The sequence below is a fragment of the Asticcacaulis currens genome (assembly GCF_028550395.1).
In the GTDB taxonomy this organism is placed as follows: Bacteria; Pseudomonadota; Alphaproteobacteria; order Caulobacterales; family Caulobacteraceae; genus Asticcacaulis; species Asticcacaulis currens.
The window spans coordinates 87012-110123 of the sequence record NZ_JAQQKW010000001.1; the positions used below are offsets into that span (position 1 = coordinate 87012).

Sequence of the window (23112 nt, forward strand, 5' to 3'; positions counted from 1 at the left end):
AGGAAGAGACATGGATACCGGACAAGCGATTAATCGGACGCAGGATAAGATGGGCGGCGGCAATGGCGGCTGGAGCTGGCTTCTGCTCGTCTTTCTCCTCACGCTCGGTGCTATTGCGGCGATCGTTACCCTTGGACGCGCAGGTCTGATCGTTACCATCCCCTGTGCCGTCATAGCGGCTCTCATTCTCTGCGGGTTTTATACATTGCAGCCCAATCAGGCGGCGGTTGTTATCCTCTTTGGTGATTATAAGGGGACTGATCGGGTCACGGGATTGCGCTGGGTTCCATTTTGGTATGAGCGCAAGAAGGTTTCGCTTCGGGTCAGAAACGTGACCAGTGAGGCCCTGAAGGTGAACGACCAGCGGGGAAATCCCATTGAGATTGCCGCCAATGTGGTCTGGCGGGTGTCTGACTCTGCACGCGCCCTGTTCGACGTCGATGACTATGCGGTGTTCGTAAACATTCAGATTGAAACCGCACTTAGAGAAACGGCTCGCCAATATGCCTATGACCATGGCGAGGATGGCCAGCCTACGCTGCGCGATGATGCGGAGATTGTCGGACAAAGACTGCGCTCAGATCTTCAGTCCCGCGTCGACGTCGCCGGCGTCACGATCGACGAGACCCATCTTATGCACCTCGCCTATGCCCCGGAAATTGCGGGCTCTATGCTGAAGCGTCAGCAAGCCGAGGCCGTCATTGCTGCCCGTCAGAAGATCGTAGCCGGTGCTGTTGGCATGGTGGAGCAGGCGCTTGACCAGCTGTCTTCGCGTGGGGTGGTGGACTTAGATGAAGAGCGAAAGGCCGCGATGGTCTCTAACCTTCTGGTTGTTCTGTGTGCGGATCGTGAAGCACAGCCCGTCGTTAACACGGGCACGCTTTACTAGCCGTGGCGTCACCTTCGAAAAAATCATATCTCTTGCGCGTACCGCCGGACGTTATGGATGCCGTCGAGCGATTGGCGGCGGCCGAGCTTCGCTCAACCAATGCCCAGCTTGAGGTCCTCATTCGCGAGGCGCTGGGCAAACGGGGCATTAAGCTCGACGCTGCCAAAAGACGCGGGGGAAAGGCGAGCGCGCTTTCGAGGGATGATGGGGCTTCGGACTGACCTTAAGGGATGCACGTGCGCGCGCTCTTTCACCGACAGCAAAAACCCCCGCCTCACAAAGGCGGGGGTTTTCCTTAAGCCTTCTTCCTTTTTACGGGCTTGCGGCCCCAAAGATTCTCAAACTTGAAGCCCGTCAGGTTTTCAACCACACGACGGCTTTCCTCTGATTCCGGCTCGGTTTCCCCAGCGCGCAAACGCTCGACCTCGTGGACAAGGATGCCGTGTGATTTGACGTTAAGGCCAAAACTCCAGGAGATGATCATACCCAGCACCATCACGGCGATCGGACCGGCAATCAATACCAGCACAATCGTGTGGATGGCTTCCGGAGACTGCTGGATGACAACGGTCGAGTCCTTCGGTGCCGCCAGATAACCGCCCTGATTGATGATCCAGCCGGTCGCCACGATGGCCGCAGACTGCGCCATCTTGCGCACCAGCGTCATTACTCCGGCGAAGATACCTTCGCGGCGCTGACCGGTCACCGCTTCATCGATATCAGGCAGGTAGTTGTAAACTGACCAGGGCACAAAGTTCAGCGTACCGCGTCCGAGGCCTGCCAGAATGATCGGCACGATCAGCCAGAAGGCAACGCCGAAATTAGAGTGGCTGAAAGCGGCAAACAGGTTGCCATTAAGGCTTTCAAGGCCCGCCGCAATGCCTGCGGGCTGGGTGAAATAGAAGGCCAGGAACAGCAAGAGCGCGGCGCCCACAAAGCTGATGGCGATGCGATAAGCGAGCGTCGGGCCGGTTTTGATCACCACCTGAATGGCGATCATCACCGAAGCGAGCTGCGCCATATACATCAGCGTCATCATGCCGGAAATGAGCGTGGTGGTCTCACCCTTACTCAGCGTCGCTCCGGCCGCCAGAACGGTCGCCACAAACAGCGGGAAGGCGGTGTTGAAGATGTCCTGCGACAGGTACCCGCCCAGATAGATTGAAAGGTGTTGGCGAAACGCGCGCAGCTTAAGCGTTGAGAACAGATCACGGAACATGTTGACCGGGATCATCAGCGCGGCGGCGGCATTGAAGGGCTGCGGCTGAATGCGCTTTTCTTCCTCAGTGTAGGGTCGCTCCCAAGAGAAAACGACCACCAGAATGACCACCAGCGAGAACAGAAGGCCAAAAATGGTCGCCATAATCAGGAAGGTGTCTGGCGAATCCTTGCCGCCAAAATTGTCGATAATGAAGGTCGGCAGGTAGGAGGCGAGGATGGCAGAAGACTGCGCAATGATCATGCGCGCGCCGGCGAACTTGGCTTTCTCCTTGTAATCCTTGGTCATTTCCGCGGCGAGGGTTTCCCACGGAATGAGGAACATGGTGTAGAGCAGTTCAAAGAAGATGAAGACGAACAGATAGTACCAGAAGGTCTGCCCCGTTACGAACAACAGCGCGAAGGACGGCAGCAGCGGTATGGTGATAAGCAGGAAGATCTTGCGTCGCCCGATTTTACGCCCCACCCAGGTATGGCGTAGATTATCGGAGATGTAGCCGATCAGCGGGCAGGTAATGGCTTCGAGCAGGCGTGGCAGGCCGAGGATAAACCCGGCATCAATGGCGCTCAGACCGCAGAAGTTGGTGAAGAAATAAAACAGCCAGCCGGTGATGACGGCCTGGGCCCCGGCACCGAGCATATCACCCGATCCCCAACCCCAGTAGTTGATCCAGATTGGCTTACGCACCTGAGCCACTTCGGCCATATCGTTTCACTCCCAAAATCCGCCCCCCCGGCAAAACGGGGGAGGTGTCGCCGTCTCGACGGCGACGGAGGGGGTCGTCATGCTGACCTTAACCCCACCGTTTTTTTGGCTCACGCCAAAGACATCCGCCTCCCCTCTATCGGGAGGTGCACGTTAGATAAATCTGTACAGGAACTCGCCCATGGTCAGCAGCGCCATCGCCTGGCCAAACGGCATAGAGGTGAGCGGAATGTCTTTATATTCCTGAATGGTATTGAAGACCGGCGTTCCAAAGGAGACCTGGGTCAGCTCGCCCGCGATATTGATGTGAGCGCGCACCGCCTTGGCACCGGCGATCCCCACGGCCTCGTATTCACGAGAAATATAGCCCTTGCGCACGGCCTTTAAGATGCCATAGGCAAAACCGGCGGAGGCGGCTGCCTCTTCGTAAGAGGTCTCGTCATCGAGAATGGTGCGCCAAAGGCCCGACGGGGCCTGCAGCTTAGCGAGCGCCTTGACCTGAGCTTCCAGCGTCTCGATCAGGAACATGCGGAAGGCGTCGTCCTTCGGCAGGTTCAGAAGTTCGATAAATTCCGGAATAACGATCGTCACCCAGGAGTTACCGCGCCCCCAAAGCGCGTTTGCGAAGTTATGTCGCCCGTCAAAGGTCCAGCCGTGGAACCATAGGCCCGTCTTTCGATCGGTCAGATACTTGATGTGGATGAGAAACTGACGTTTGGCTTCCTCAACGTAATGCGGACGGTTGAGAAGAAGTCCGATCTTGGCCAGTGGCACGACTGACATCATGAGGGTGTCGTCCCACAGCTGCTGGTTATTGACGCTGTTATAGACGATGTGCTGGAAGCCGCCTTCTTCCGTACGCGGAAGATCGTTATAAACCCACTCGGCCCAGACATCGAGATAGGGCAGATAGCGACGATCGCCGGTTCGCTCAAAAAGATAGGCGAGCGTCAGGAAGGGCGCGACCGTATTGATATTGCGCGACGGCGAGCCTTCTTTAAACCGGTCCTCGAACCAGTTGATCATGATGTCCCAGGCTTTTTTATCGCCCGTCATCTCCCAGACCTTATACATGCCGTAAAGACCGATGCCCTGGGTCCATTCAAAGCCGTGCCAGGCCTTGGTATCGATGACGCGGCCATCGGTGAGACGCAGCAAAAACTCGCCCGAGGTGTCTTCAATATGGATGAGATTATCGATCAAAAGATCGATGGCCCGGCGATAGTCATCACGGTCGGCGTCAAGTGCGGCTGACTGATGCTGCAAAAGCGGATCGATGTTGAACGGATCGGTCGGCTTTAAAATCTGATTATTCGTATTAACGGGCTTTTTGAAGATTTGAGCGGTCATAGGGCGTAACTCTGAAAGGATACTTAGCGTTGGAGTTTATTGGGCGCTGGCATAATTTCCAATGGAACGCCGCCACGGCTTGTACGCAGGTTGACAAGCTGGACGGGCTCCAGCGCATTTTCCGGCTTCCCATCGGTCGTCACCGCGAGCGCGATGGTGTTTTCACCGTTAGGATTGAGGATCCCCGGCGGGATAACGAAGGTTCTCTGCGGACCAATGTGCGCGATAAACTGGCCCATGTTCCAGCCATTGACGAAGATCAGGGCGCGGTTTTCACGGTCAGAGCGGGGGGTGGTTGTATCGCCGAAGGCAAGGCCTAACTGAACATCATGTCCCTTCGGCAGATCAAGCCTGAACTGCGTGCGAAGCCAGTAGGTCCCAGGTGCCGGTGGCGCATCCGTCTGGCGCGCATCTTGCCAGCCGTCCAGCTTCCCGGGCAGATACCAGCCTTCGCGCTCACCATAAAGGCCGCCATTGTTCATGGGGCCGCGCACGAGGTCGGCGATCTGTTCGCCCCCCTTGTTGCCCTGTAGGCGCCATTCGATCGGCACAGCAAAGCGTCGACCGGCGCGCGTGGTCAGGGAGGCCGAGATCAGGCCCCTGGCTTCGCGATGGGCGTCATCGGCCATCAGATCCCAGTTATGGGAGTTGTTGCGGACCATGACCGAGATCACGTGCTCACCAGGGGTTAGCTTATCGAGCTTGAATTTGACGCTGTCCGTCGTTTCAGGAAACTGGCGGCCCGTGTCGTGCTCGTGCTGACCGATGTATTTGCCATCGACCCAGACCTGAATCATTCCGGCGCCACCGGCTCCGTAGAAGAGTTCAAGCTGATCCGCGGTCTGATCGGTGATCTGAACACGCCCACGATACCAGACATCACCGTGATGGAACCCGTAGTCGCTCATGCTGAGCGTGGGCTGGCCGCGCTCGGTTGTTGTCCAGGTCTGGGCGGCTGTGGGGCGATTATCGGCCTTGATCCACTGGCTGTCATCAAAGCCGGGGTTGGCTTCAGCACTGTCTGCACGGCGCGTCCACTGCAGGGACGCCAGGTCGGGCAGGGTGACCTTTTCTGGGCGCGGCAGAGGCTGTTCGCTGAACAGGCTGCCGTCACTTTGCGGGCTTACGGCGACGACCTCTCCGTTGAACCTGACGGACTTAATGGATTTGGGCCCCCAGATGGTGAGCGCTGATTCCGTCTGGGTATCGCCGGTCAGATTAAGCTCACCTGCAGCCATCCTTGCCTCGCGCACGAGGGCCGCCGTCATTTGCAGGACCGGCCCCTCCGAGGTCTCCTGACGCCAGAAGTTAAAGCTCGTGGGCTCGTCTGCGATCAAGAGCAAAAGTGGCGCACGACCGCCTTCGCTGATCCGCAGGCGAATGAGGCCACTATGGGTATAGCTGAGTTTCAGGTCGCCTGTTTTCGCATCAAAGGTCGAGGAGACCTGGCCGGAAAGAACCTCGACCTTTGGCGCTTTCGAAAAACGCAGCACCGTCTCTGCGGCTTCACCCACGCGGCCCTGCAGCAGCGCTATGTCTTCGGCTTCATTGCGAAGGTGCGTCTGAAGCTCTGAACTGGAATAGACGAGGTGCTGGCGCTCCATGTCATAGGCGGCCAGAAGCATCTTGGCGTCCTGGCCGTTGACGCGAACGGGGATCTTATAGGTGCCATCCTTCGTCGTCAGTTCAAAGGTTGCACTGTCATCGCTTAACGCATCTGAAGGATTGTGGACGGCGAACAGAATATGGGTTTTCAGCGACGGATTGACGTTGTGATAGATCTTGATCTTGTCGTTCGAGCTTTTGAGAGGATCGCCCTTGTCCATTTCTGCGAGCACCGCTTCGGCCGCCTGGACAAACATACCCTGCTGCTTCAGCGCATAGGCTTTCTCGCGGAGGCCCCGGTCTTCGGAAATAGCCGCTCCGTAGTCGTAGGAGGTATAGACCACAGGCCCCGCCAGCCAGCCCCACGACGTACCCCCGAAGGTCATATAGATATTGTGGATCGTGATGCGGTTAATCAGGTTCGTGCCGTAAAAGACGCGCTGATACCCCTTCCCCTGACGCTTAGCCGTGCATTCGTAGGTGCCGTTCGATCCCCAGTAGTCAAACCAGCCACCGCCGAGCTCTGCGGCAAAGCCGGGCGTTTTGGGCGAAGACAATGACCCGATCTTGGGCGGCGTCGTTCCATATATGCCCCAGTCCGGCGCCTTATTGGGACCTGAGGGGTCGGCATGAACATTACATGTGCCGCCGGGATAGCCATCAAAGGCATAGAGGTCTGTCGGTCCGGGATTCGCCCACGGCGCGGTCGAATCCTTTGGAGTCCAGTCGGGAAGGCGACCCGCCGCATTGTGGAAGAAGGGCACGCTGATACCGTCTGCGCGCGCTTTTCTGGCCAGATGCTCCATCTGACGCACGTGCTTGGGCTCGACCTTACCGAGCTCGTTTTCAAGCTGATAGGCGATGACCGTGCCCGTGCCATTGGTAATCTGATGGCGAGCGATGATGGCATTAATCTGGGTCATCCACTCATCTGTGGCCGCCAGAAACAGCGGGTCGTCCGTACGAGCCTCGGCGCGCTGACGCAACAGCCAGCCGGGGAACCCTCCCCCGGTCAGTTCCGCATTCACATAGGGCCCGGTTCGGGCGATGACGTACATGCCCTCTTCTTCGGCGATCTCAAGGGCGCGTTCGATATTGCGCACGCCGGTAAAATCGTAAACGCCAGGTGCGGGCGAGTGGTATCCCCAGTCAAAGTAGAAGGCGACGCCATTAAAGCCCGCGGCCTTCATCTTCTGGAGCACATCGCGCCACAGGGAGGGATTTGGCAAACGGAACGGGTGGACTTCGCCTGACCAGACCATGATACGCTTGCCGTCTACCATCAGGGAGTGTTCGTCCCAGGTCACAGACTTAGGCGATGCCTTGGGCTTTGTCGCTTGCGCGAAAGCCTTTGGGTCTTCGGAGAGGACAGTGAAGTGACGAACGACACCTGAGACGCCGCCCACTTCCTTTTTTAGCGTCCAGGTTTTGAAGGCGTCGCGGCTGTCGGAATACCAGTAGCGCTTGGTTATGTAGTCGTCGAAATAGATACGCCAGCCCCCATCGGGCAGCTTTACAAGCGCCTGGCCCTCGCGCCAGTTCCCCCAGCCCGCCCAGTCGCCCTTCTTTTCAATCTTCCAGGGCCCGTAAAGAGACTTCGATGTCGCCAGTTCAATAAACTTCGTCGTCTCGTTCTTGACGAAGGCACTGTATCCGCGCTCGGTCGACACAATAAAGGTATCTATGAAATTACCCTGCAGTCCCTGCAAAGGCTTCGGCGCGGACCATTGCGAGAAATCCGCGTTGGGCTCCAGGATATAGGCGCCAAACGGGCCTTTGGTGCCGCCTTTTGACAGGGAGACAACGATCTTAAGGCTCCCATCCTTGTCGCGGAACCACTCCGGCGCCCAGGTATTGGTGACACCCTCAAGAGAGACTTTAACCTCAGACACCAGCTCCCAGCTTTTCAGGTCCTTTGAGCGGGTGATACCAAACGTGTCTCCGTCCCAGTTGGTCGTATAGACAACGTAATAGTAGCCATCACTGTGGCGGATGATCGAGGGATCGCGCAACAAACCTTTTGAGGGGGTGTAGACCTCCGAGCCCAGGGTTTTAAAGGTGACCCCATCCGACGAGGTAAAGAGGCTGAGCGTATTTTGCGATGTGGCCATAAAGGCCGACATGAGGAAAACGTTCTGAGATTTTGCCGCTTCACCGGCCGCCTGAGCCTGACGCTGTGCATCCGAGCCCTGAGGTATACCGAGCTCCTGCGCAGAGGCGCCCGCCGCGAAACCGAGCGAGGCAGCGGCTAAAAGACCGATGTGCGAAACACGCGAAAGGGCTGCCATGCGGAGGGGGTTCCGGCGCAGCGGTTTCTGGTTGGGCATATGGGGTCCTCTGTTGGGGTTCCTCTGTAACAGTAAGGCGGCCGCGATCTTCGGATCGGCAGGTCTTAATCGCCCGCGCAACGACGGCCAGCCTCGGCTGGTGCGTTAAGATGACATTGACGGGGGGCCATATCAATGAAAAAATATCACAAACGAGCACATAAGGGCCAGTTATGATCAGGAAAAACGCCATTATGATCAAAATCGATCAGAGAAATGAGACTCGCGCCCGCGTGAGCGCGCTAGCTGCCGGGGTCACCCTTCTGCTCGCGACCTTTCCCGTTTACGCCCAAAGCCCGGCCCCGGAGACGATATTGCCCCCTCTGCCCCATCGCTTTCTCCTGACCCCTGGTCTTCAGCCAAGCGAGGGCAGTGTCGCTGTAACGCCTGACATGACCTATGAGGCGAGCCGCGGCTATGGCTTCACTAACACGCCAAACGGCAATGAGACGGCGCTCGCGGTCAGAGCGGGGCCGGGGGATTATCGAGTACGCGTGACGCTTGGTTCAAAGATTGCGGCGAGCCGCACGAGCCTGTGGGCGGAGGACCGCCGCCTGATGCTGGCGCCCGTGGTCCTCAAAAAAGGCGAGATAAGGACGGTTGAGTTTACCGTAAACGTCCGCGATGCCTCGGTGGTTACGTCGGAACAGGATGCAAAGGGTAAGGCCCCGAAAGTGGGTTTGAGAGGCGACGAAGACATTGGACGCACCTGGGATGAGCGTCTGACGATTGCCTTTTCCGGTCCCGCCCCTTCCGTGCAAAGCGTTGAGGTCACAAAGGTCTCAGCGCGGCGCGTTCTGATTGCGGGGGATTCCACCGTAACGGATCAGGCCGGCACCGACTACGCCTCGTGGGGACAGATGCTGCCGCGCTTTTTGTCAAATGACATATCGGTCGCCAACCACGCCCGTTCCGGTGAGACCATGAAGTCGTTCGTCACCAGCCTGCGCTGGGATAAGCTCTTAAGCGACCTGCGCGCGGGCGACGTCGTTCTGATGCAGTTTGGTCATAACGACCAGAAAAAACAGTGGCCGCGCACCTATGTGGATGCCGAGAAAGCCTATCCGGCCTGGCTTAAGGCTTTTGCGGCCGATGTGGAGGCAAAAGGCGCAAAGGTCGTCCTTATCTCCCCGGTCTCTCGCCGCTCATTTGAGGGGGGCAAGATTACCAACACGCTCGCCGGGTATGATGACGCTGTGCGTAAGGTGGCGGGCGAACTTGGTGTTCCCTTCATAGACCTGACGGCGCGGACAAGGACGCTTTATGAGGCCCTGGGCCCTGATCTTAGTCCGCTCGCCTTCGGTAACAGCGGACAGGATAAAACGCATCACAATGCCTACGGCGCCTATCAGATTGCAAACTATGTGGCGCAAGTCCTGACGAACCCGCAATCAGGTCTCGGACTTCGGCCCGCCGCCGACTTTAAGGCGTTTGATCCGTCTCATCCGCCCGACCCCAGAGCCTACGACCTCACCCCCGCCGATTGGCCGATTATGCGCGAAGCCCCGGCAAAGATTTCAGGCAATTAAGGAAACACCATGACGCAGATACATGCCTTCAAGATGCAGCTAAAACCCGGGTTTGAAGCCGAATATCAAAAGCGACACGACGAGATCTGGCCGGAACTGTCTGACCTTCTGCATGAGGCGGGCGTATCCGATTACTCCATCTTCCTTGACACAGAGACGCTGACCCTGTTTGGGGTTCTGCGTCGCACAGACACTCACAAAATGGACGACCTGCCAAAGCACCCGGTGATGCAGAAATGGTGGGCCTTTATGGCCGACATCATGGAGTCAAACCCCGACAATTCGCCGGTGGCAAAGGATCTTAAGCCCGTCTTCTATATGGCCTGACCTGAAGCTTAGGCATTCCTCACCCATGTGAGTCTTCGAAGTCATAAAGGATTTACATGGGTGAAACCAAAAGATCTGGCTTGAGGCAAACGCGTTGGCCACCATAGGTATCATTACGGTGGTCACGACAAAGCATACAATCACAATCCGCAGAAGACGACACGTCTACGCGCTTTGGGCCATGCTGCCCAACCTCCCTCGCGAGATCTTCGGCGCACAGGGTCTTGAAGACATCTGAAAATCTTACGCTCATCTCACACGTCCTGACGGCCACCCAATGCAGACAAAAGACTGTGAACCGGAGCGGAACCACTTAAATCCAGAACAAACGCATCGCTGAATGTCGGATAAAGATAAAGGGCCCTGACCAAAAGGGAGAATAATCGGCATTGATGAAATCTGAAGGTTAGGTTGAAAGCATAATGATCAAATAAGATCATTATAATTGCAAATGCCCGATCTATGGCTCATATATGAACAATGCTAAAGACCGCAGAAGAATTGAGGATCGAGCTCGCTCACCGGATCAGGGACCGGCGGCTGGCCCTTGGCTGGACACAGAAAGATACCGCTACACGTTCTGGCATCGCCTACATGACCTGGCGGCGGCTCGAAACGGAGGGAAACGCCTCGATTTCGGATCTCGTCAGGGCTGCCATTGCGTTGCGCTGTGAAGACGAACTGGAGCGCCTCTTCCCTATCCCTGCAGCATCCTCCATGGACGCCCTTCTCGCCAGGCAGGCCAAAGCAGAGCCCGCTAAGCGCCGCCGGGCCCCCAATCGGAAGAAGGCGCCATGACCCTTTCCCCGGGTACGCCTCTCGATGTCAGATTCCGCTTTGATGAAGAGAGCGAAGCTTTGCCAGTCGCCCGCCTCGCGATGGCAGATGGCCGCGCACAGCTTGAATGGGCACAGGCGCTGCTCGTAAGTGGTCTTGCGCCCTCTCCTTTGCTTTACCCTCCCTCGCCCGGTTTACATGCCGCCCGAAGCCGTGAGTTTGAGGGGCTGCACGGTTTTCTTGCCGAAAGCCTGCCCGAAGACTGGGGTCAGCTTGTGTTGCGACGGCGTCTGGCGCGTCTTGGCGTCCGTTTCGAAACCCTAAGCAGTCCTGATCGCCTGGCCCTCGTCGGAGACAGTGGTCGGGGCGCTCTGACCTACCGGCCCGCAACCACGCCACCGGCCGAACAAATGAATCTTGATCTTGACCGGCTACAGGCGGAAGCCACCGCCGTGATCCTCGGAGAGGACACGGACCTTATAGACACGCTGGCCGCACTTGCGGGAGGCTCCGGCGGGGCAAGACCCAAGGTACACGTGGGCTTTGGCGCGGACGGTCGAATTTCGGTTTCTGACAGTGAGACCGCCGCGGGACATGAGGCCTGGATCGTCAAGTTTCGCGCGCCACAGGACCCTGTTGATATCGGCCCCATTGAAGCCGCCTATGCCGACATGGCCATTCAGGCAGGTCTAACAATGAGCGCGCACCGCCTGTTGCCGGCACGGCAAGGACCGGGTTATTTCGCTACCCGCCGTTTTGACCGGCCGCAGGCCGGACAGCGACTTCATATGATATCTCTTGGCGGGGCGCTCGAAATTCCCTGGCGCACCCCTTCGAGCTACGACACCCTTCTGCGCGCCACTCTTGCCATCACCCGTCATGCCAGCGATGTGGAAAGCGCCTTTCGCCGCATGGTCTTCAACATTCTGGCCTGCAATCGCGACGACCACGTTCGTCAGCACAGCTTCCTCATGGATAGACATGGGCAGTGGCGCCTGTCGCCCGCTTATGACCTGACATTCTCTACGGGGCCCGGCGGCGAACACTATCTCGATGTCGAAGGCAAAGGCCGCAACCCAAATCGCCGTCACGTAATGGCCCTTGGCAAACGGCATGGCTTCTCCACTACCGCTACCTCCCGCCTCATTGATGAGGTGAGATGCGCTATAGCCGACTGGCCGCTTCATGCAGCGCAAGCCGGCGTGACAAGGGCATCAAAAACGGAAATCACCGCCGCGCATAAAGCCGTGGAGGCTTGTTTCTTTGCGACCTGAAGGTACAGAAGGCCGTATCGCCCGCCTCCGAAAACTGCGTTACATTTCGATTGTGCCCGGCCCTTTGAAAGGTTAGCTATACGCCCAGACCAGAAATGATTTGGGGTGGGATTTATGAGGCGTTCGGGGCGTCTTGACGGCTGGAAGTCTATTGCCGCCCACTTTGGGCGTGATCGGACGACCGTCATGCGCTGGGCGCAACAGCGTGGGTTACCCGTCAAGCGAATACCCGGCGGCAAGGTCGGCACCGTCTACGCCCTGGCCGAGGAGCTTGATGCGTGGGCGGCAAGCCAGGGAAGGCTTGAAGATGACCCTCAGGCGAGCGCCCCCGAGGGGCTCGCGTCAGAAAAGGGGTCTGCGCCCGCATTCTCCCCGAAGTGGGTGCTTGCGGGTGTCCTGGCTTTGATTGTTATCCTCACGGCACTCACCTACGGCGTCCTGAGTTTCAGCTCGGATAAGACCTCAGCGGCACTCAAGCTGCCCGCTGATCCGGCTCTCGCCCAAACCTATCTGGATGCGAGGGATTCCTGGGCACAACGCACACCGCAATCTCTTGAGCGGGCCCAGACACTTCTGCAGACCCTCACGCAAAAAGAACCGAGCTTTGCCCCGGCCTGGTCGGCGCTAGCCGATGTTTATCTGTTGCGGCATGAGTTTGGCGGGCTTGACGAAAAAAGTGCTTTTGAAAAGGCTGAAATCGCAGCCCTTGAGGCCAGACGCCTTGACGCGTCACTGGCGGCGGCACATCGCGCGATCGGATTTGTTCAGTACTGGTGGCACGATGATCCGGCTTCCGCCGGAAAATCGTTCCGCGAGGCGCTGCGGTTGTCACCAGATGACCCGCAAACGCATTTCTGGTTCGGGACATTGCTTTCCGACAATGGACAACATGTGGAAGCGATCCGTGAACTGAAAAAAGCCCGCCTTTTAGAGCCTGGATCGCGCGCCATTCAAACGGAGATGGCGTGGGCCCAATGGGCGGCCGGCAATGACACCCAGGCCCGCCAGGACCTCGGCAAGCTGTTAGAAGAAAATGCGACCTTCGCCTTGATCTATGACTGCACGAGCGAGGTCAAACTCGCCGATGGCGACTACTTGGGTTACGTCAATGATCTGACTGAATTTGCCCGGCTGACCGAGGATCAGGCCCTGATGAGCCATGCGCAACGCCTGCGCACCGCCTCAAAGAGCGGTATTCAGGCCGTGCAGACTGAAATGATGGCCGCGGCCGTGGGTGAGCTTAAAGGCGGGGACAGGCGAAAGCACGTCTGGGCCGTGTTTCTCGCCTCTGTCGCGCAAGACCGCGCCCAGACGGTGAGCCTTTTAAGGGAGGCGACGCGCCGAAAAGAGTCGTGGGGGGATGCGGCTCGAACCGGACGCATTTTGAGGCTTTGGGCAGGGGATGCGCAGATCACGGCGCTCGTTGAGCGCCTTACCGCCAGACCCGACGCCTAAACTCCAAATTACAACGCTCTCGCACGGCACATTTCAGCCGTTTGCAACAGTTTGCGACATCGTCAAATCAAGGCACTTGCGCCTTACTTCTTCCTGTTTACGCCTGACGCCAAAAAGCGGCACAGACGGGGGATGACGGGGAGAACAGCAGTGCGAGCGATCTGGACGCGCCGAAATATCTTAAGCCTTGGCGCGCTTTTCTTAAGCTCGCAGACGCCTGCCTATGGTGGCGTCACTTCAGGAGGCGCCTCCCAGGTCAAAGCGTTTCTAAACGCAAGACAGAGCGGCATCGTGCGCCTGGCCACCTTTACCGAAACAGAGATTCTGCTTCTGATAATCAACGGCCAACCGATTGATGTGCACGCAAGACAGAACGGTCTTTACATATCTAAAAGCCCTGGGTCTGCGCGCTCTGTTAAGGCGATTGCGCCCGTTGATTTCGGTCGTCTTCTCACAGCTGCTGGCGGAACAGACAAGGGGGTGAACGGGACGGATAGGGCCAGAGACTTCAACAGCCTCTATGGGTCATTGACGTCGGTGCCCCTGGCACCGCTGACCTGCCCCGCTGACTTTGCGCAAAAGTCGACGGAGGAAAAGGCACTGATCCGTCGCCAGATTCGCCAGCCTCATTATTCACGCTATGGCCCCTGTCTGATGCCGGATCAGCCACTCATCCGCCAGGCGTTCGCTGACGACCCGTTTTTTGACGCCTGGACTTTCACTCACGACGCTAACGATCGCTACCTCGGCCTGTCCTTGCCAGGCATTCGCGCTTTCTGGTCATTGGAGATCTAGCACATGACACGCAACCTTTATGTAAATGCGTCTCTTCTGACGCTGGCCCTATTAGGCCTAACGGCCTGCGCCAGTGTTCCGCAGAAGGTAGGGAGTGAAACACCTCAGGCATCGACATCCATCGCCGCTGAGGCATTGCTGAGAGGGGATGTCGAACTGGCCCGCAAAGGCTTTGGCGATGCGGCGGCGAAGTCGCCATCAGATCCCGCGAGACAGACCCTTCTGGGCATGACCTACCAATCCCAGGCGAACGGCGATCCCGAACAACTTGATCTCGCGATGGCAGGCTATGATCTCGCGCTTCGCAGTGGCCAGGATGCATTCTGGGCCGCAGCACTCGCCGGCAAGGCCGCCTTCGACCTTGGTCAGTTTCAAAAGGCACAGGGCTATTATGCGAAAGCCGTCATCCAGAAACCAGATGATGCCCGCGCCCTCTTAGGCCTATCCATGAGCGCCTATATGGGCGGAGACCCTGCCCTGGCCGCGCTGAGTGCGCAGCAGGCTCTGACTTTATCATCGGATCAGGCGCTTACTCAGGCGGCCTTACGCATGGCGGCGTTGTCTAACAGCGCCAATGGAAGGAGCGAGGCCGCACGGCTCTATCAGCAACAGCTCGCCAAGACCGCACCCGAGGAGGGTCAGCGCGTTCTGATCCGGATGACCGAGCTTGAACGCACGAGCCCGTCCGATGCGACCCAGCCGGAAGCCCCCGTTACTGAGGAGCGTTCAGCCGCTGCACCTGATCAGGTTTCCGTGGATGTGGCCATCATCCTGTCTCAGAATGCGCAGCGGGATTCCGTTGGCGTAAATCTTCTCGATGGTCTGCAATTGCAGTATGGCCGGCAAGACCAGCAGAACCATGCCGGTAGTGACACCGGAGTGACCCGGACGATTACGGACACGATCACCCTGCCGCAACTCACCTATAATCTCAATCTTTTCAATAGATTTGGTCAGTACTACCAGGTGGTTGCCCGCCCGATGCTCACCGCCTATCGCGGTGAGCCTTCAGACTTCTTCGTAGGCCGTTCAACCAAGGTCGCGGTTAAGGGCGTGAACTTCTCCCAGCTTGAAAACATAGATATTGGCACGCAGGTTAAGGTCACGCCGGTTGAAATAACGAACGATCGCACCCGCCTTCGCATTGAGGTCACCCGCTCCTTCTTGTCGGGTGAACCAGCCGGAAACTTCAACGAGGCCCTAAATACGTGGCGCCAGACGGTCTCAACCACCGTAGAGGTTCGCTTCGGCACGACCCTGATCCTTTCGGGTCTGTCGGAGAGCGTGAGAGACAGTTCGGTTACGAAGACACCCGTGATCGGTGATGCGCCTCTCATTGGTTCGGGCTTTAACCGTCGCGTGACCAATAACCGCCGTGACGCCGTACTGGTCCTTGTGACCCCTTCACCAGCGCGCGCTATCGAGAGCCGCAGCTGGGGCCGCCAGGCCGATGTGGAGCGTCTGATCAAGCTTTGGGGAACAACCATCGCGCCGGGGTCTGACCTTCAGGCGATTACCGAAAACCTTTCGCACTCCCGTTTGTTTGGCCGGGCAAGACAAGCCGATGCCCCCTTAACCTGGCCCAATCTTCCCCATGATCAAGGTGAGATCTTAAAGGCGCTGATCTTGCCCTGAACTCAGGGTCCATTCGCCCGCCTCTAACCCCGGATTACTAACCCCGTAAGGCATGCTTCGGCATGAATGGCGAAGCCATGCCTGACCTTCTACTTTGAGGAATTCACCTATGCCGCCTTTCAAGCCAGAATACCTGCTACCTGCCGCCGCTGCATTCCTTTGCCTGACCGGCGAGGCCGCGGCTCAATGTCCCTCCACGCAGAATGCAGCGCACCGACCGCCCGGCACGCCCCTTCTTCCGGCCGTCACGCGCATCGAAATTGAGAATCCATCGGCACCGTCAAAGCCATACCCGGCGATACCCGGAAGCCCTGTCGATCGGGCACAAACCACAGGCGGGGTTGTTGGGAAGTCGAGTCTGACGCTCATTGTGACCTTATCGAGCGACGTGGCGAGTGGGTGTGAGCTGCCGTTTTCGATCTTTGATGCAGCAGGTCCGATCGTAAACAGTGTACAGGAACAGTCGGTAGCCGTCTTTCCAGCTCTGGAAACTTTTACCAGGCCCTATCTGACCGTTGTTGCCAATGGCAGCAACAAAGTCAAAATAACCCTGCCCGTGGCGATCCGGCTCGGGTCAAGTCGAATCCATCGACACCGTCTCGGACTAAGCTCGGTTTACAGTAACCAAACCCCTGAGACACCGCTCCCGTTTGAGTTTCAGAACAACCCCGTGCGCATAGGTTCGATCTATCGGGTCGGCACGAACACTGGGCCGGCACGAGCAGGTGAGCGCGTTGAAATTGCTGTTACCACAGTGGAGCCAATTGATCCCGCATCTGTGTACTATAACATTTTTGGTGGTCAGACCGTCAAGTCAAACGCCCTGAAGGTTCGCTACGGCCTGTCTCCAACAAACCTGGCTCAGTTCCCATCGCTGAGCAACGGCTCTGTCGCTGCCTTCGCGCCAAACTTTGCCGACGGCAGTAGTCGTCTGCCGATCATCATCAGCACCCCCACCCAGGCAAACGTCACCCTGAAGTCACCCACAAATCTCACGCAAATCCCAAGAGTGCCGACGAGGCCACAATTGACTACCAGGCCCGTCGCACCTGCGGCAAATGATGCGCCCCAAAGCGTGGTGGTGAGCGCTCAGCTCTATACCGAGAGTACGGGCGAAGGCGGAGAAACGCTCTCGTTAGAAATGCCCATCAACTAGGTCGCGTACGCACTTGGGCGATCTATTGTCGGCACGGCAACGCCTTAAGTGCGTCCGATGGAGTAAAGCGTCACCCTACGTCCATAAGCTTTACGATCAATCCAAAGGACTGGTTATGTTAAAAAAAACTCTTTCCAATCGCACTGGGAGGCTTGCTCTCCTTGTGCTTTGCCACCCCAAGTCTGGCGGCGGTTGAGTCCGCTAACTATCGCCGCGCCGAAAATGCGAGATGCTCGGCGGTTCACGAAGTTGGAGGCGTGTGGCGACCATCCAAGGGCCCCATAAACCTATCGGGCAAAGGCTTTTTCACGATGGAACTCTACGGCAACGGGATTGATCTTCTGGACCCGTCACAGTTTCAATTAAAGGGGCAGATCAGTGGCACCCTTTTCATTTGACGGGGCGCATAGTGGACCAGATAACGCGGTCGCCGGCTGCGGTTCTATCGGTTCAAGGGTCGTTGTCCTGAAACTTGATGGTTCGCCAACGCGACAAACTGGCAGTCTGAAGGTGGGATCGGAGGAAATACCTCTGACCCTCATACCGGGCTATATCAATCGCCTGGAGTGGTCGTCCGACAACGAACCTCGCGAAGCCTCACAGTCCCCGGTATCGAACCTTACGGAGGCCCAAAAGCGTGCACTTGACGCCCCAATTATTGCCGAAGCGGTACGCACCTGTCTGACCAACATGGCGAACCGTTCGTCGCCTTCGTCAAGTGGCGTCTCCTATTCCTACGGTCCGCAATCCGATTGTCGTAGCGGGACGGGGTATTACCTGTTTTCGAGCGCGCAAGATGCGTGTACCCAGATCCAGGCCTATGGCTATAGCTGTTCGACGGCGTTCAACTTCGGAACGGGGGGGAGCCATAGGGTCTCAACACTCGGCGCCTGCCTTGCCCGCAATGGCGGCAGTGCTTACCTCTCGGGCGATACCCTTACCCTGATTGTACCGGCGCGCTCAACGAATACCAGCCTTGGAACTTGCTTCACCAAGCCGAGTTTCATGGCGTTTGACGCCCTTCCAACGCTGGGTAGTTCAGTTCACTTTGTCGGTCGCGCGACTCCGGTTATAGGTGTGCAAATAGACCGAACGCCAGGAGCACCCGCGCTCAGCTACGATCAACAGACGGGCGAAGATGAAGGCGGCTTCCTTAATTTCGCCCCCGCTTCGCTTAGAGAGGTTGTCGGCGTTCATACCTATACCTTGCGTCCCTCCGGAACAGGATCTCGCCCTCTTACTTTGATACTTATGAGCGATCCGGCGAATGCCGTGAAAGCGCTAGACGCACCGCTTACTGGCGCCGCCCGCTTCAGCTCGATTGCGAGGTTTAAAGCCACGCCGTTTCAGGCGGTGCGCGCAGGCCAGCTCTTTGAGGTCTCGCTTTTAACGTCAGAGGCAAGCAGTTGCTTCGAACAACCTGTCGTTCAAGTCTCTCCACAGGCGGGGGTCACTTCCTTCGACGTTGACTTCAAATTCACCGAGTCGGCTGGCTGTGTCGGAAAGTCGGCAAGCTTCGTTGCAAAAGCAAGCGGCTACGACGCCTTGCCCGCGACCGCGACCGCGACCTTCACAATCGTGCCTTTGGACACCCCGCGAAATCTGCCGCCGTCCTCGTCTGTGACAAAGGTCAGAAACAGCGCCTTAAACCAAAATTGAGGAGCCGGGCCCTGGCGTATAGTCGCCAGGGCCCTTTTCTTTCAGCGATAGGCAGAAAACCCGGTTGACAGAGAATGATCCGAAGACTGACAATAACTTCGACCAGGTCATTTGCATGGCATCCGCGCTGAGGTCACGCAAAGATGTTAAACGGCTGAAAACAGTCGCAGGCAAGGGCGAGCGCGGAGTGAGTGCGGGTCAGAGGTTAATCGACGGGTATGAGATCTAAAGGTTAGACGACCTCGGAGGCTTTGCGATCATCAGCTGTGACCTGTGCAATGCGAACTTCGATGCCTGCATGCTCAAGCCATTCGCGGGCGGGGTCAGAGATCCCCTCATCGGTAATCACCACATCAATGGCGGTTAAGGGGCATACGGACAATGATGCCGGTGCATCGATTTTTGAAGAGTCGGCGAGCACAATCACCTGATCTGCGCGCTCCATCAGGCGGCGCTCTGACTGCACGAGGAGCGTGTCAGACTGCATGAGGCCGTTACGCGTCAGGGCCTGACATCCGATGAACATCTTGGCAGCTGAGAAGTTCTGCAGCATCCCGTCTTCATAAGGGTTCAGAATGATGCGCTGTTCGCGGAAAAGCTCCCCGCCAGGCAGGGTGACCTTCACCTTGGAGCGGTCAAGCAGACACTGCAGAATGGGGATAGAGGTCGTGAGCACGTGGTAGGGCTCATTGGCCATCATATTGGCCATGGTGTAGGTGGTTGAGCCGCCATCGATAATCATCGAGATGCCAGGCTTTAAGAAATCGAGCGCAGCGCGTGCAATAGCGCGCTTAACGGGCGCATTGACGATGGTTGACGCCAGAAAGCTCGATTGCCCCGTCAGGCTTGCGGCCTGAAATTCGGGCGTTTTGGGTTCGGCCTTATTGGTAAAGTGCTTGCCCTCAATGCGCATCGCCCCACCGCGAACACGCAATAAATGACCGAGTTCATGCAGTTCATTCAGATCGCGGCGAATGGTGGCCGGCGAAACCTCCAGACGTGCCGTAAGCTCATCGACCGAGGTGACACGGTCGGGATTGAGTTCGTCGATGATGAGCTTCCAACGGTCCTGGAGGTGCATATAAATCCGCCCTGTGTGCCTGTGCGATAATCCTGATACGCGCCACGGGTTTACGCCCTTCGCATATCATGATCGAACATGATTGATTCTTATAGGGCGCATTCCACATACTGGGAAGCACCTTTTTTGGGTATGCCCGTGCGACAAAATCAGTCGTTTTCCATCGCCTTTAGCCACGCCCCGCGATAGGCTCTGATCTCGCTGACGCGTTGCGGCTCCACAGGGCGGTAAGAGGGGACTGGGGGTTGGTGCTCGGTGAAAAAGGCCATGGCGCCGGCCCCTCGCGTCACACCTGATGAGGTTTCGCAGACGAGCACAGGTCCGTCGCGCATAGCCGCAAGAAGCGCACAAAACGCCTCATTGTGGGCAGCGGGCCCTTCGATCAAAAGCGGGCGATCAGACGGCGCGATCATATCAAGTGAGGTGGCCGCAATCAGGGCGACGTAGATGAGGCCAAGGGCTGCGCGTGTTTGGGGCGTGTCTGTTTCAAGACCCACGATTTCGCCGCGCCGTCCTGGGAAGGGACCACCGGCGTCAACGAAACTCGGCAATGCCATGGCCCCTGATCGGATAACCTCTGCCACAGTTTCAAGCGTGACAGGCACGTCCACGTGACCATTGGTTATAAGTTCAAGCGCCCGCCCCCCCATAAAGCGGGCGCAGGGCACCGCCCGGCCATAGACATCAATGTTCACCAGGCAATCGCGGTCAGGGCGTAAGCTCTCTGACACCGCCGCCGGCGTAATACCCGGAGCCATGGCGACGTACCAGGTGCCGGTCGTCAGAATGACGGGCAAAACCGCCGTCTCGTCATGCTGGTGACGGGCGATGACAAGCGCCAGGGCGGCGTTAGAGTCATGAAGCCCCACATGGACCTGGCAGTCTGCAGGAAGGCCAGCCGCCTCAGCAATTTCTGGCCGTAAGGGTCCCGCCTTCTCCCACGCCGAGCGCAGAGGGGCAAAACGCTCCGCCCATCCTTCTGAGACTGCGAGACTGGAAAATGTGCCTTTGGCGGGATTCCACAGATCCGTGTGGCATCCGAGCGATGTCACCTCAGAACAGAGGACACCCGATAGGCGCCAGGTCCAGTACTGGGCATAGGTCAGAATGTGGCGCACCCGCTCGAAAAACTTTGGGTCGCGACGGGCGTGCCAGAAGATTTGGGCGCCAAGGTTTAAGCCATTGGGCAAAAGTGGCGACAGTGTCTCTTCAAAGGCCGGTCGCACGCGCTCATATGCGCGTTCATAAGGCAGAGGGATCGAGGCCTCATAATCCTGAATGGGTTGCAGAAGCGTTTCATCTGCACTCAGAAAGGCGCAGGCCGCACCGTGAGCGACAGGCATGATGCTTCTGATATGATAGGTCTGTGATAAGCGCCTTAGTTCACTCAGAAACCACATGAACAACGCATCGACATCGAACGCCGCATAGAGGCGCGTATGCAGATGGGGGATGCGCAACGCAGAGCGGCTGAGGATTTGCCCCTCCTGATCGATCACACTGACCTTGGCGTTTGTCTTGCCGACATCAAAGACAACGCAAACCCCGCTCGGGCTCGCCTGCGTCCTCAGGGATGAAGGCGTGCGATCCTCATGGATGCGCTGAGGCGAAGGTGTGGCTTCACCGTCGTTTGCGCCTCGAGGCACGTCTTTCAGAGTCCGCTCCACATCCACTCCCACCGCCGGCCGCAACAATGAGCGGTTCGATAAAAGCAAACCATGCCCAAACCGAACCGATGCCGATCATTATTGATCGAAAATAAGCGGCAAAGATTGATACCGGCCGCATTTTCCGTTAGACTGAAAACATAAAGGAAAAGTGTGGTCTCGCACACTAAAAACAAGGGCGGACGCTTTCAGCGGACGCGGATGATCCGATCGTTGTGGCTTTGTCACAGGCGCGCCGTCTCTGGCGCCACGGCCTGTTGAGTTGACTTTGCCCAGAAGGTAACTCTAACTGGAGGTCCCCGTGCTGAAGGAATGGACACCCCGAATGGGTTATGTCGCCGTCAAAAAGACTATGTCTGCCATACCGCAGGACATCATCGACCAGGAAAACGCGAAGCTTATGGCGGCGCACCAGGCCGATTACGATGCGCTTGGGGTGAGGCTTGCGCGTGTCGGCATAGATATCGAGCATATTGTCGACCGGCTGATGACGCTTGAGGTCGGGATACCAAGCTGGGGCATGGTCTCCGGGGGTACGCGCTTCGCGCGTTTTCCTATGCCGGGTGAACCGACCCATATTCTGGAAAAGATTGAAGACTGTGCCGCTGTTCATCAGGTGAGCGGCCTCACGCCTCGCATTTCGTTGCATTTTCCGTGGGACAAGGCCAACGATATCGATGAGGTTCGCGATTACGCGCACGCACACGGCATGGGTTTTGACGCGGTCAATTCCAATACTTTTCAGGATCAGCCCGGACAGCGCCTTTCTTATAAGTACGGCTCTCTCACCCACTCAGACCCGGCGACACGGGCGCAGGCGATTGAACATAATCTCGAGTGCATCGAGATAGGCGATCGCCTCTGTGCTAAGGGCCTTACCGTGTGGATTGGCGATGGATCAAATTTTGCCGGTCAAAATGAATTTGCCGACACGCTTGATCGCTATCTTGAGAGCATGAAGGCGATCTATGCGGCCCTGCCGCACGACTGGCGTCTGTTTATCGAGCATAAGCTCTATGAGCCGGCCTTCTACGCGACGGTCATTCAGGATTGGGGCACGTCTATCCTTTGCGCCCAGCAACTTGGGCCCAAGGCCCAGTGTCTGGTTGATCTCGGCCACCACGCACCGAGCGTGAACATCGAACTGATCGTTGCGCGGCTTGCACAGTTTGGGAAGCTGGGCGGGTTTCACTTCAATGATTCCAAGTATGGCGACGACGACCTCGACGCAGGCTCCCTAAACCCCTTCCAGCTCTTTTTGATTTTCAATGAGCTCGTCTATGCCGAGACGCGCGCCAGGGGTCAGTTTAATCCGGCCTATATGATGGACCAGTCGCACAATGTGACAGACCCCATCGAAAGCCTCCTGAATTCGGCCCGTGCCATCGCCGGCGCCTATGTCAAAGCGCTGATTGTCGACCGTAAGGCGCTCAGAGAGTATCAGAGCAGCAATGACGTCATGATGGCGCATCATTGCCTGCGCATGGCCTATGAGACCGACGTGCGCCCGGCGCTCGCCATGGCGCGTCTTCGCAAGGGCGGCGCGATCGATCCGATGATGACGTTCCGCGCGAGCGGTTACCGCGCGCAGAAGGCCAGGGTTCGTAAATCCCGGCCGGCCATCGGCGGCGGAATAATCTGATCCGCCCGTTCAAAGTCTGA

The 23112-nt window shown here is 57.6% G+C and carries 16 protein-coding genes; 11 read left to right on the forward strand and 5 right to left on the reverse strand.

Annotated elements, in window-relative coordinates; translation table 11 throughout:
- Nucleotides 1-10 precede the first annotated feature (10 nt).
- On the forward strand, nucleotides 11-889 hold the full coding sequence (locus PQU94_RS00345; RefSeq protein WP_272739501.1) for an SPFH domain-containing protein: 879 nt from the start codon (nucleotides 11-13) through the stop codon (nucleotides 887-889).
- 295 nt (nucleotides 890-1184) lie between these two features.
- Here PQU94_RS00345 and PQU94_RS00350 read toward each other — a convergent pair whose 3' ends face one another.
- From PQU94_RS00350 to PQU94_RS00360, 3 genes are all read right to left on the reverse strand, one after another.
- Entirely contained in the window at nucleotides 1185-2813 is a 1629-nt protein-coding gene (locus tag PQU94_RS00350) for an MFS transporter (RefSeq protein WP_272739502.1), read from the reverse strand.
- Between the two features lie 153 nt (nucleotides 2814-2966).
- Nucleotides 2967-4163, reverse strand: coding sequence for a beta-galactosidase BglB (bglB, locus tag PQU94_RS00355; RefSeq protein ID WP_272739503.1), 1197 nt, complete (start codon nucleotides 4161-4163; stop codon nucleotides 2967-2969).
- A 23-nt stretch (nucleotides 4164-4186) separates the two neighbouring features.
- Nucleotides 4187-8056 carry a beta-galactosidase gene (locus PQU94_RS00360; RefSeq protein WP_272739504.1) on the reverse strand — a complete coding sequence of 1290 codons (3870 nt, stop codon included), beginning with the start codon at nucleotides 8054-8056 and terminating at the stop codon, nucleotides 4187-4189.
- 353 nt (nucleotides 8057-8409) lie between these two features.
- Between PQU94_RS00360 and PQU94_RS00365 the strand changes: the two genes are divergently transcribed.
- The 9 genes from PQU94_RS00365 (at nucleotide 8410) to PQU94_RS00405 (ending at nucleotide 18702) form a co-directional block, all read left to right on the forward strand.
- A complete protein-coding gene (locus PQU94_RS00365) occupies nucleotides 8410-9624 on the forward strand; it encodes a rhamnogalacturonan acetylesterase (RefSeq protein ID WP_272739505.1) in 1215 nt (404 codons plus the stop codon).
- 9 nt (nucleotides 9625-9633) lie between these two features.
- The gene (rhaM, locus tag PQU94_RS00370; protein WP_272739506.1) at nucleotides 9634-9951 is read left to right on the forward strand and encodes an L-rhamnose mutarotase; all 318 of its coding nucleotides are present in this window, start codon (nucleotides 9634-9636) and stop codon (nucleotides 9949-9951) included.
- 480 nt (nucleotides 9952-10431) lie between these two features.
- Nucleotides 10432-10749, forward strand: coding sequence for a helix-turn-helix domain-containing protein (locus tag PQU94_RS00375; RefSeq protein ID WP_272739507.1), 318 nt, complete (start codon nucleotides 10432-10434; stop codon nucleotides 10747-10749).
- Nucleotides 10746-12002 (forward strand): type II toxin-antitoxin system HipA family toxin, encoded by a 1257-nt coding sequence (locus PQU94_RS00380; RefSeq protein ID WP_272739508.1) that lies wholly within the window; start codon nucleotides 10746-10748, stop codon nucleotides 12000-12002. Before PQU94_RS00375 ends, PQU94_RS00380 begins: the two co-directional genes overlap by 4 nt.
- Nucleotides 12003-12188: 186 nt before the next feature.
- Entirely contained in the window at nucleotides 12189-13457 is a 1269-nt protein-coding gene (locus tag PQU94_RS00385) for a tetratricopeptide repeat protein (RefSeq protein ID WP_272739509.1), read from the forward strand.
- 150 nt (nucleotides 13458-13607) lie between these two features.
- The gene (locus tag PQU94_RS00390; RefSeq protein WP_272739510.1) at nucleotides 13608-14252 is read left to right on the forward strand and encodes a hypothetical protein; all 645 of its coding nucleotides are present in this window, start codon (nucleotides 13608-13610) and stop codon (nucleotides 14250-14252) included.
- Between the two features lie 3 nt (nucleotides 14253-14255).
- Complete coding sequence (locus PQU94_RS00395; RefSeq protein ID WP_272739511.1) at nucleotides 14256-15887, forward strand: secretin GspD/PilQ domain-containing protein; 1632 nt, start codon at nucleotides 14256-14258, stop codon at nucleotides 15885-15887.
- A gap of 109 nt (nucleotides 15888-15996) precedes the next feature.
- On the forward strand, nucleotides 15997-17043 hold the full coding sequence (locus PQU94_RS00400) for a hypothetical protein (RefSeq protein WP_272739512.1): 1047 nt from the start codon (nucleotides 15997-15999) through the stop codon (nucleotides 17041-17043).
- Between the two features lie 378 nt (nucleotides 17044-17421).
- On the forward strand, nucleotides 17422-18702 hold the full coding sequence (locus PQU94_RS00405) for a hypothetical protein (protein ID WP_272739513.1): 1281 nt from the start codon (nucleotides 17422-17424) through the stop codon (nucleotides 18700-18702).
- A 232-nt stretch (nucleotides 18703-18934) separates the two neighbouring features.
- Here PQU94_RS00405 and PQU94_RS00410 read toward each other — a convergent pair whose 3' ends face one another.
- Together PQU94_RS00410 and PQU94_RS00415 are read right to left on the reverse strand one after the other, a co-directional pair.
- The gene (locus PQU94_RS00410) at nucleotides 18935-19783 is read right to left on the reverse strand and encodes a DeoR/GlpR family DNA-binding transcription regulator (RefSeq protein WP_272739514.1); all 849 of its coding nucleotides are present in this window, start codon (nucleotides 19781-19783) and stop codon (nucleotides 18935-18937) included.
- Nucleotides 19784-19932: 149 nt separating this feature from the next.
- Nucleotides 19933-21450, reverse strand: coding sequence for an FGGY-family carbohydrate kinase (locus tag PQU94_RS00415; RefSeq protein ID WP_272739515.1), 1518 nt, complete (start codon nucleotides 21448-21450; stop codon nucleotides 19933-19935).
- A gap of 325 nt (nucleotides 21451-21775) precedes the next feature.
- Between PQU94_RS00415 and rhaI the strand changes: the two genes are divergently transcribed.
- On the forward strand, nucleotides 21776-23092 hold the full coding sequence (gene rhaI / locus PQU94_RS00420; protein ID WP_272739516.1) for an L-rhamnose catabolism isomerase: 1317 nt from the start codon (nucleotides 21776-21778) through the stop codon (nucleotides 23090-23092).
- Nucleotides 23093-23112: the final 20 nt, after the last annotated feature.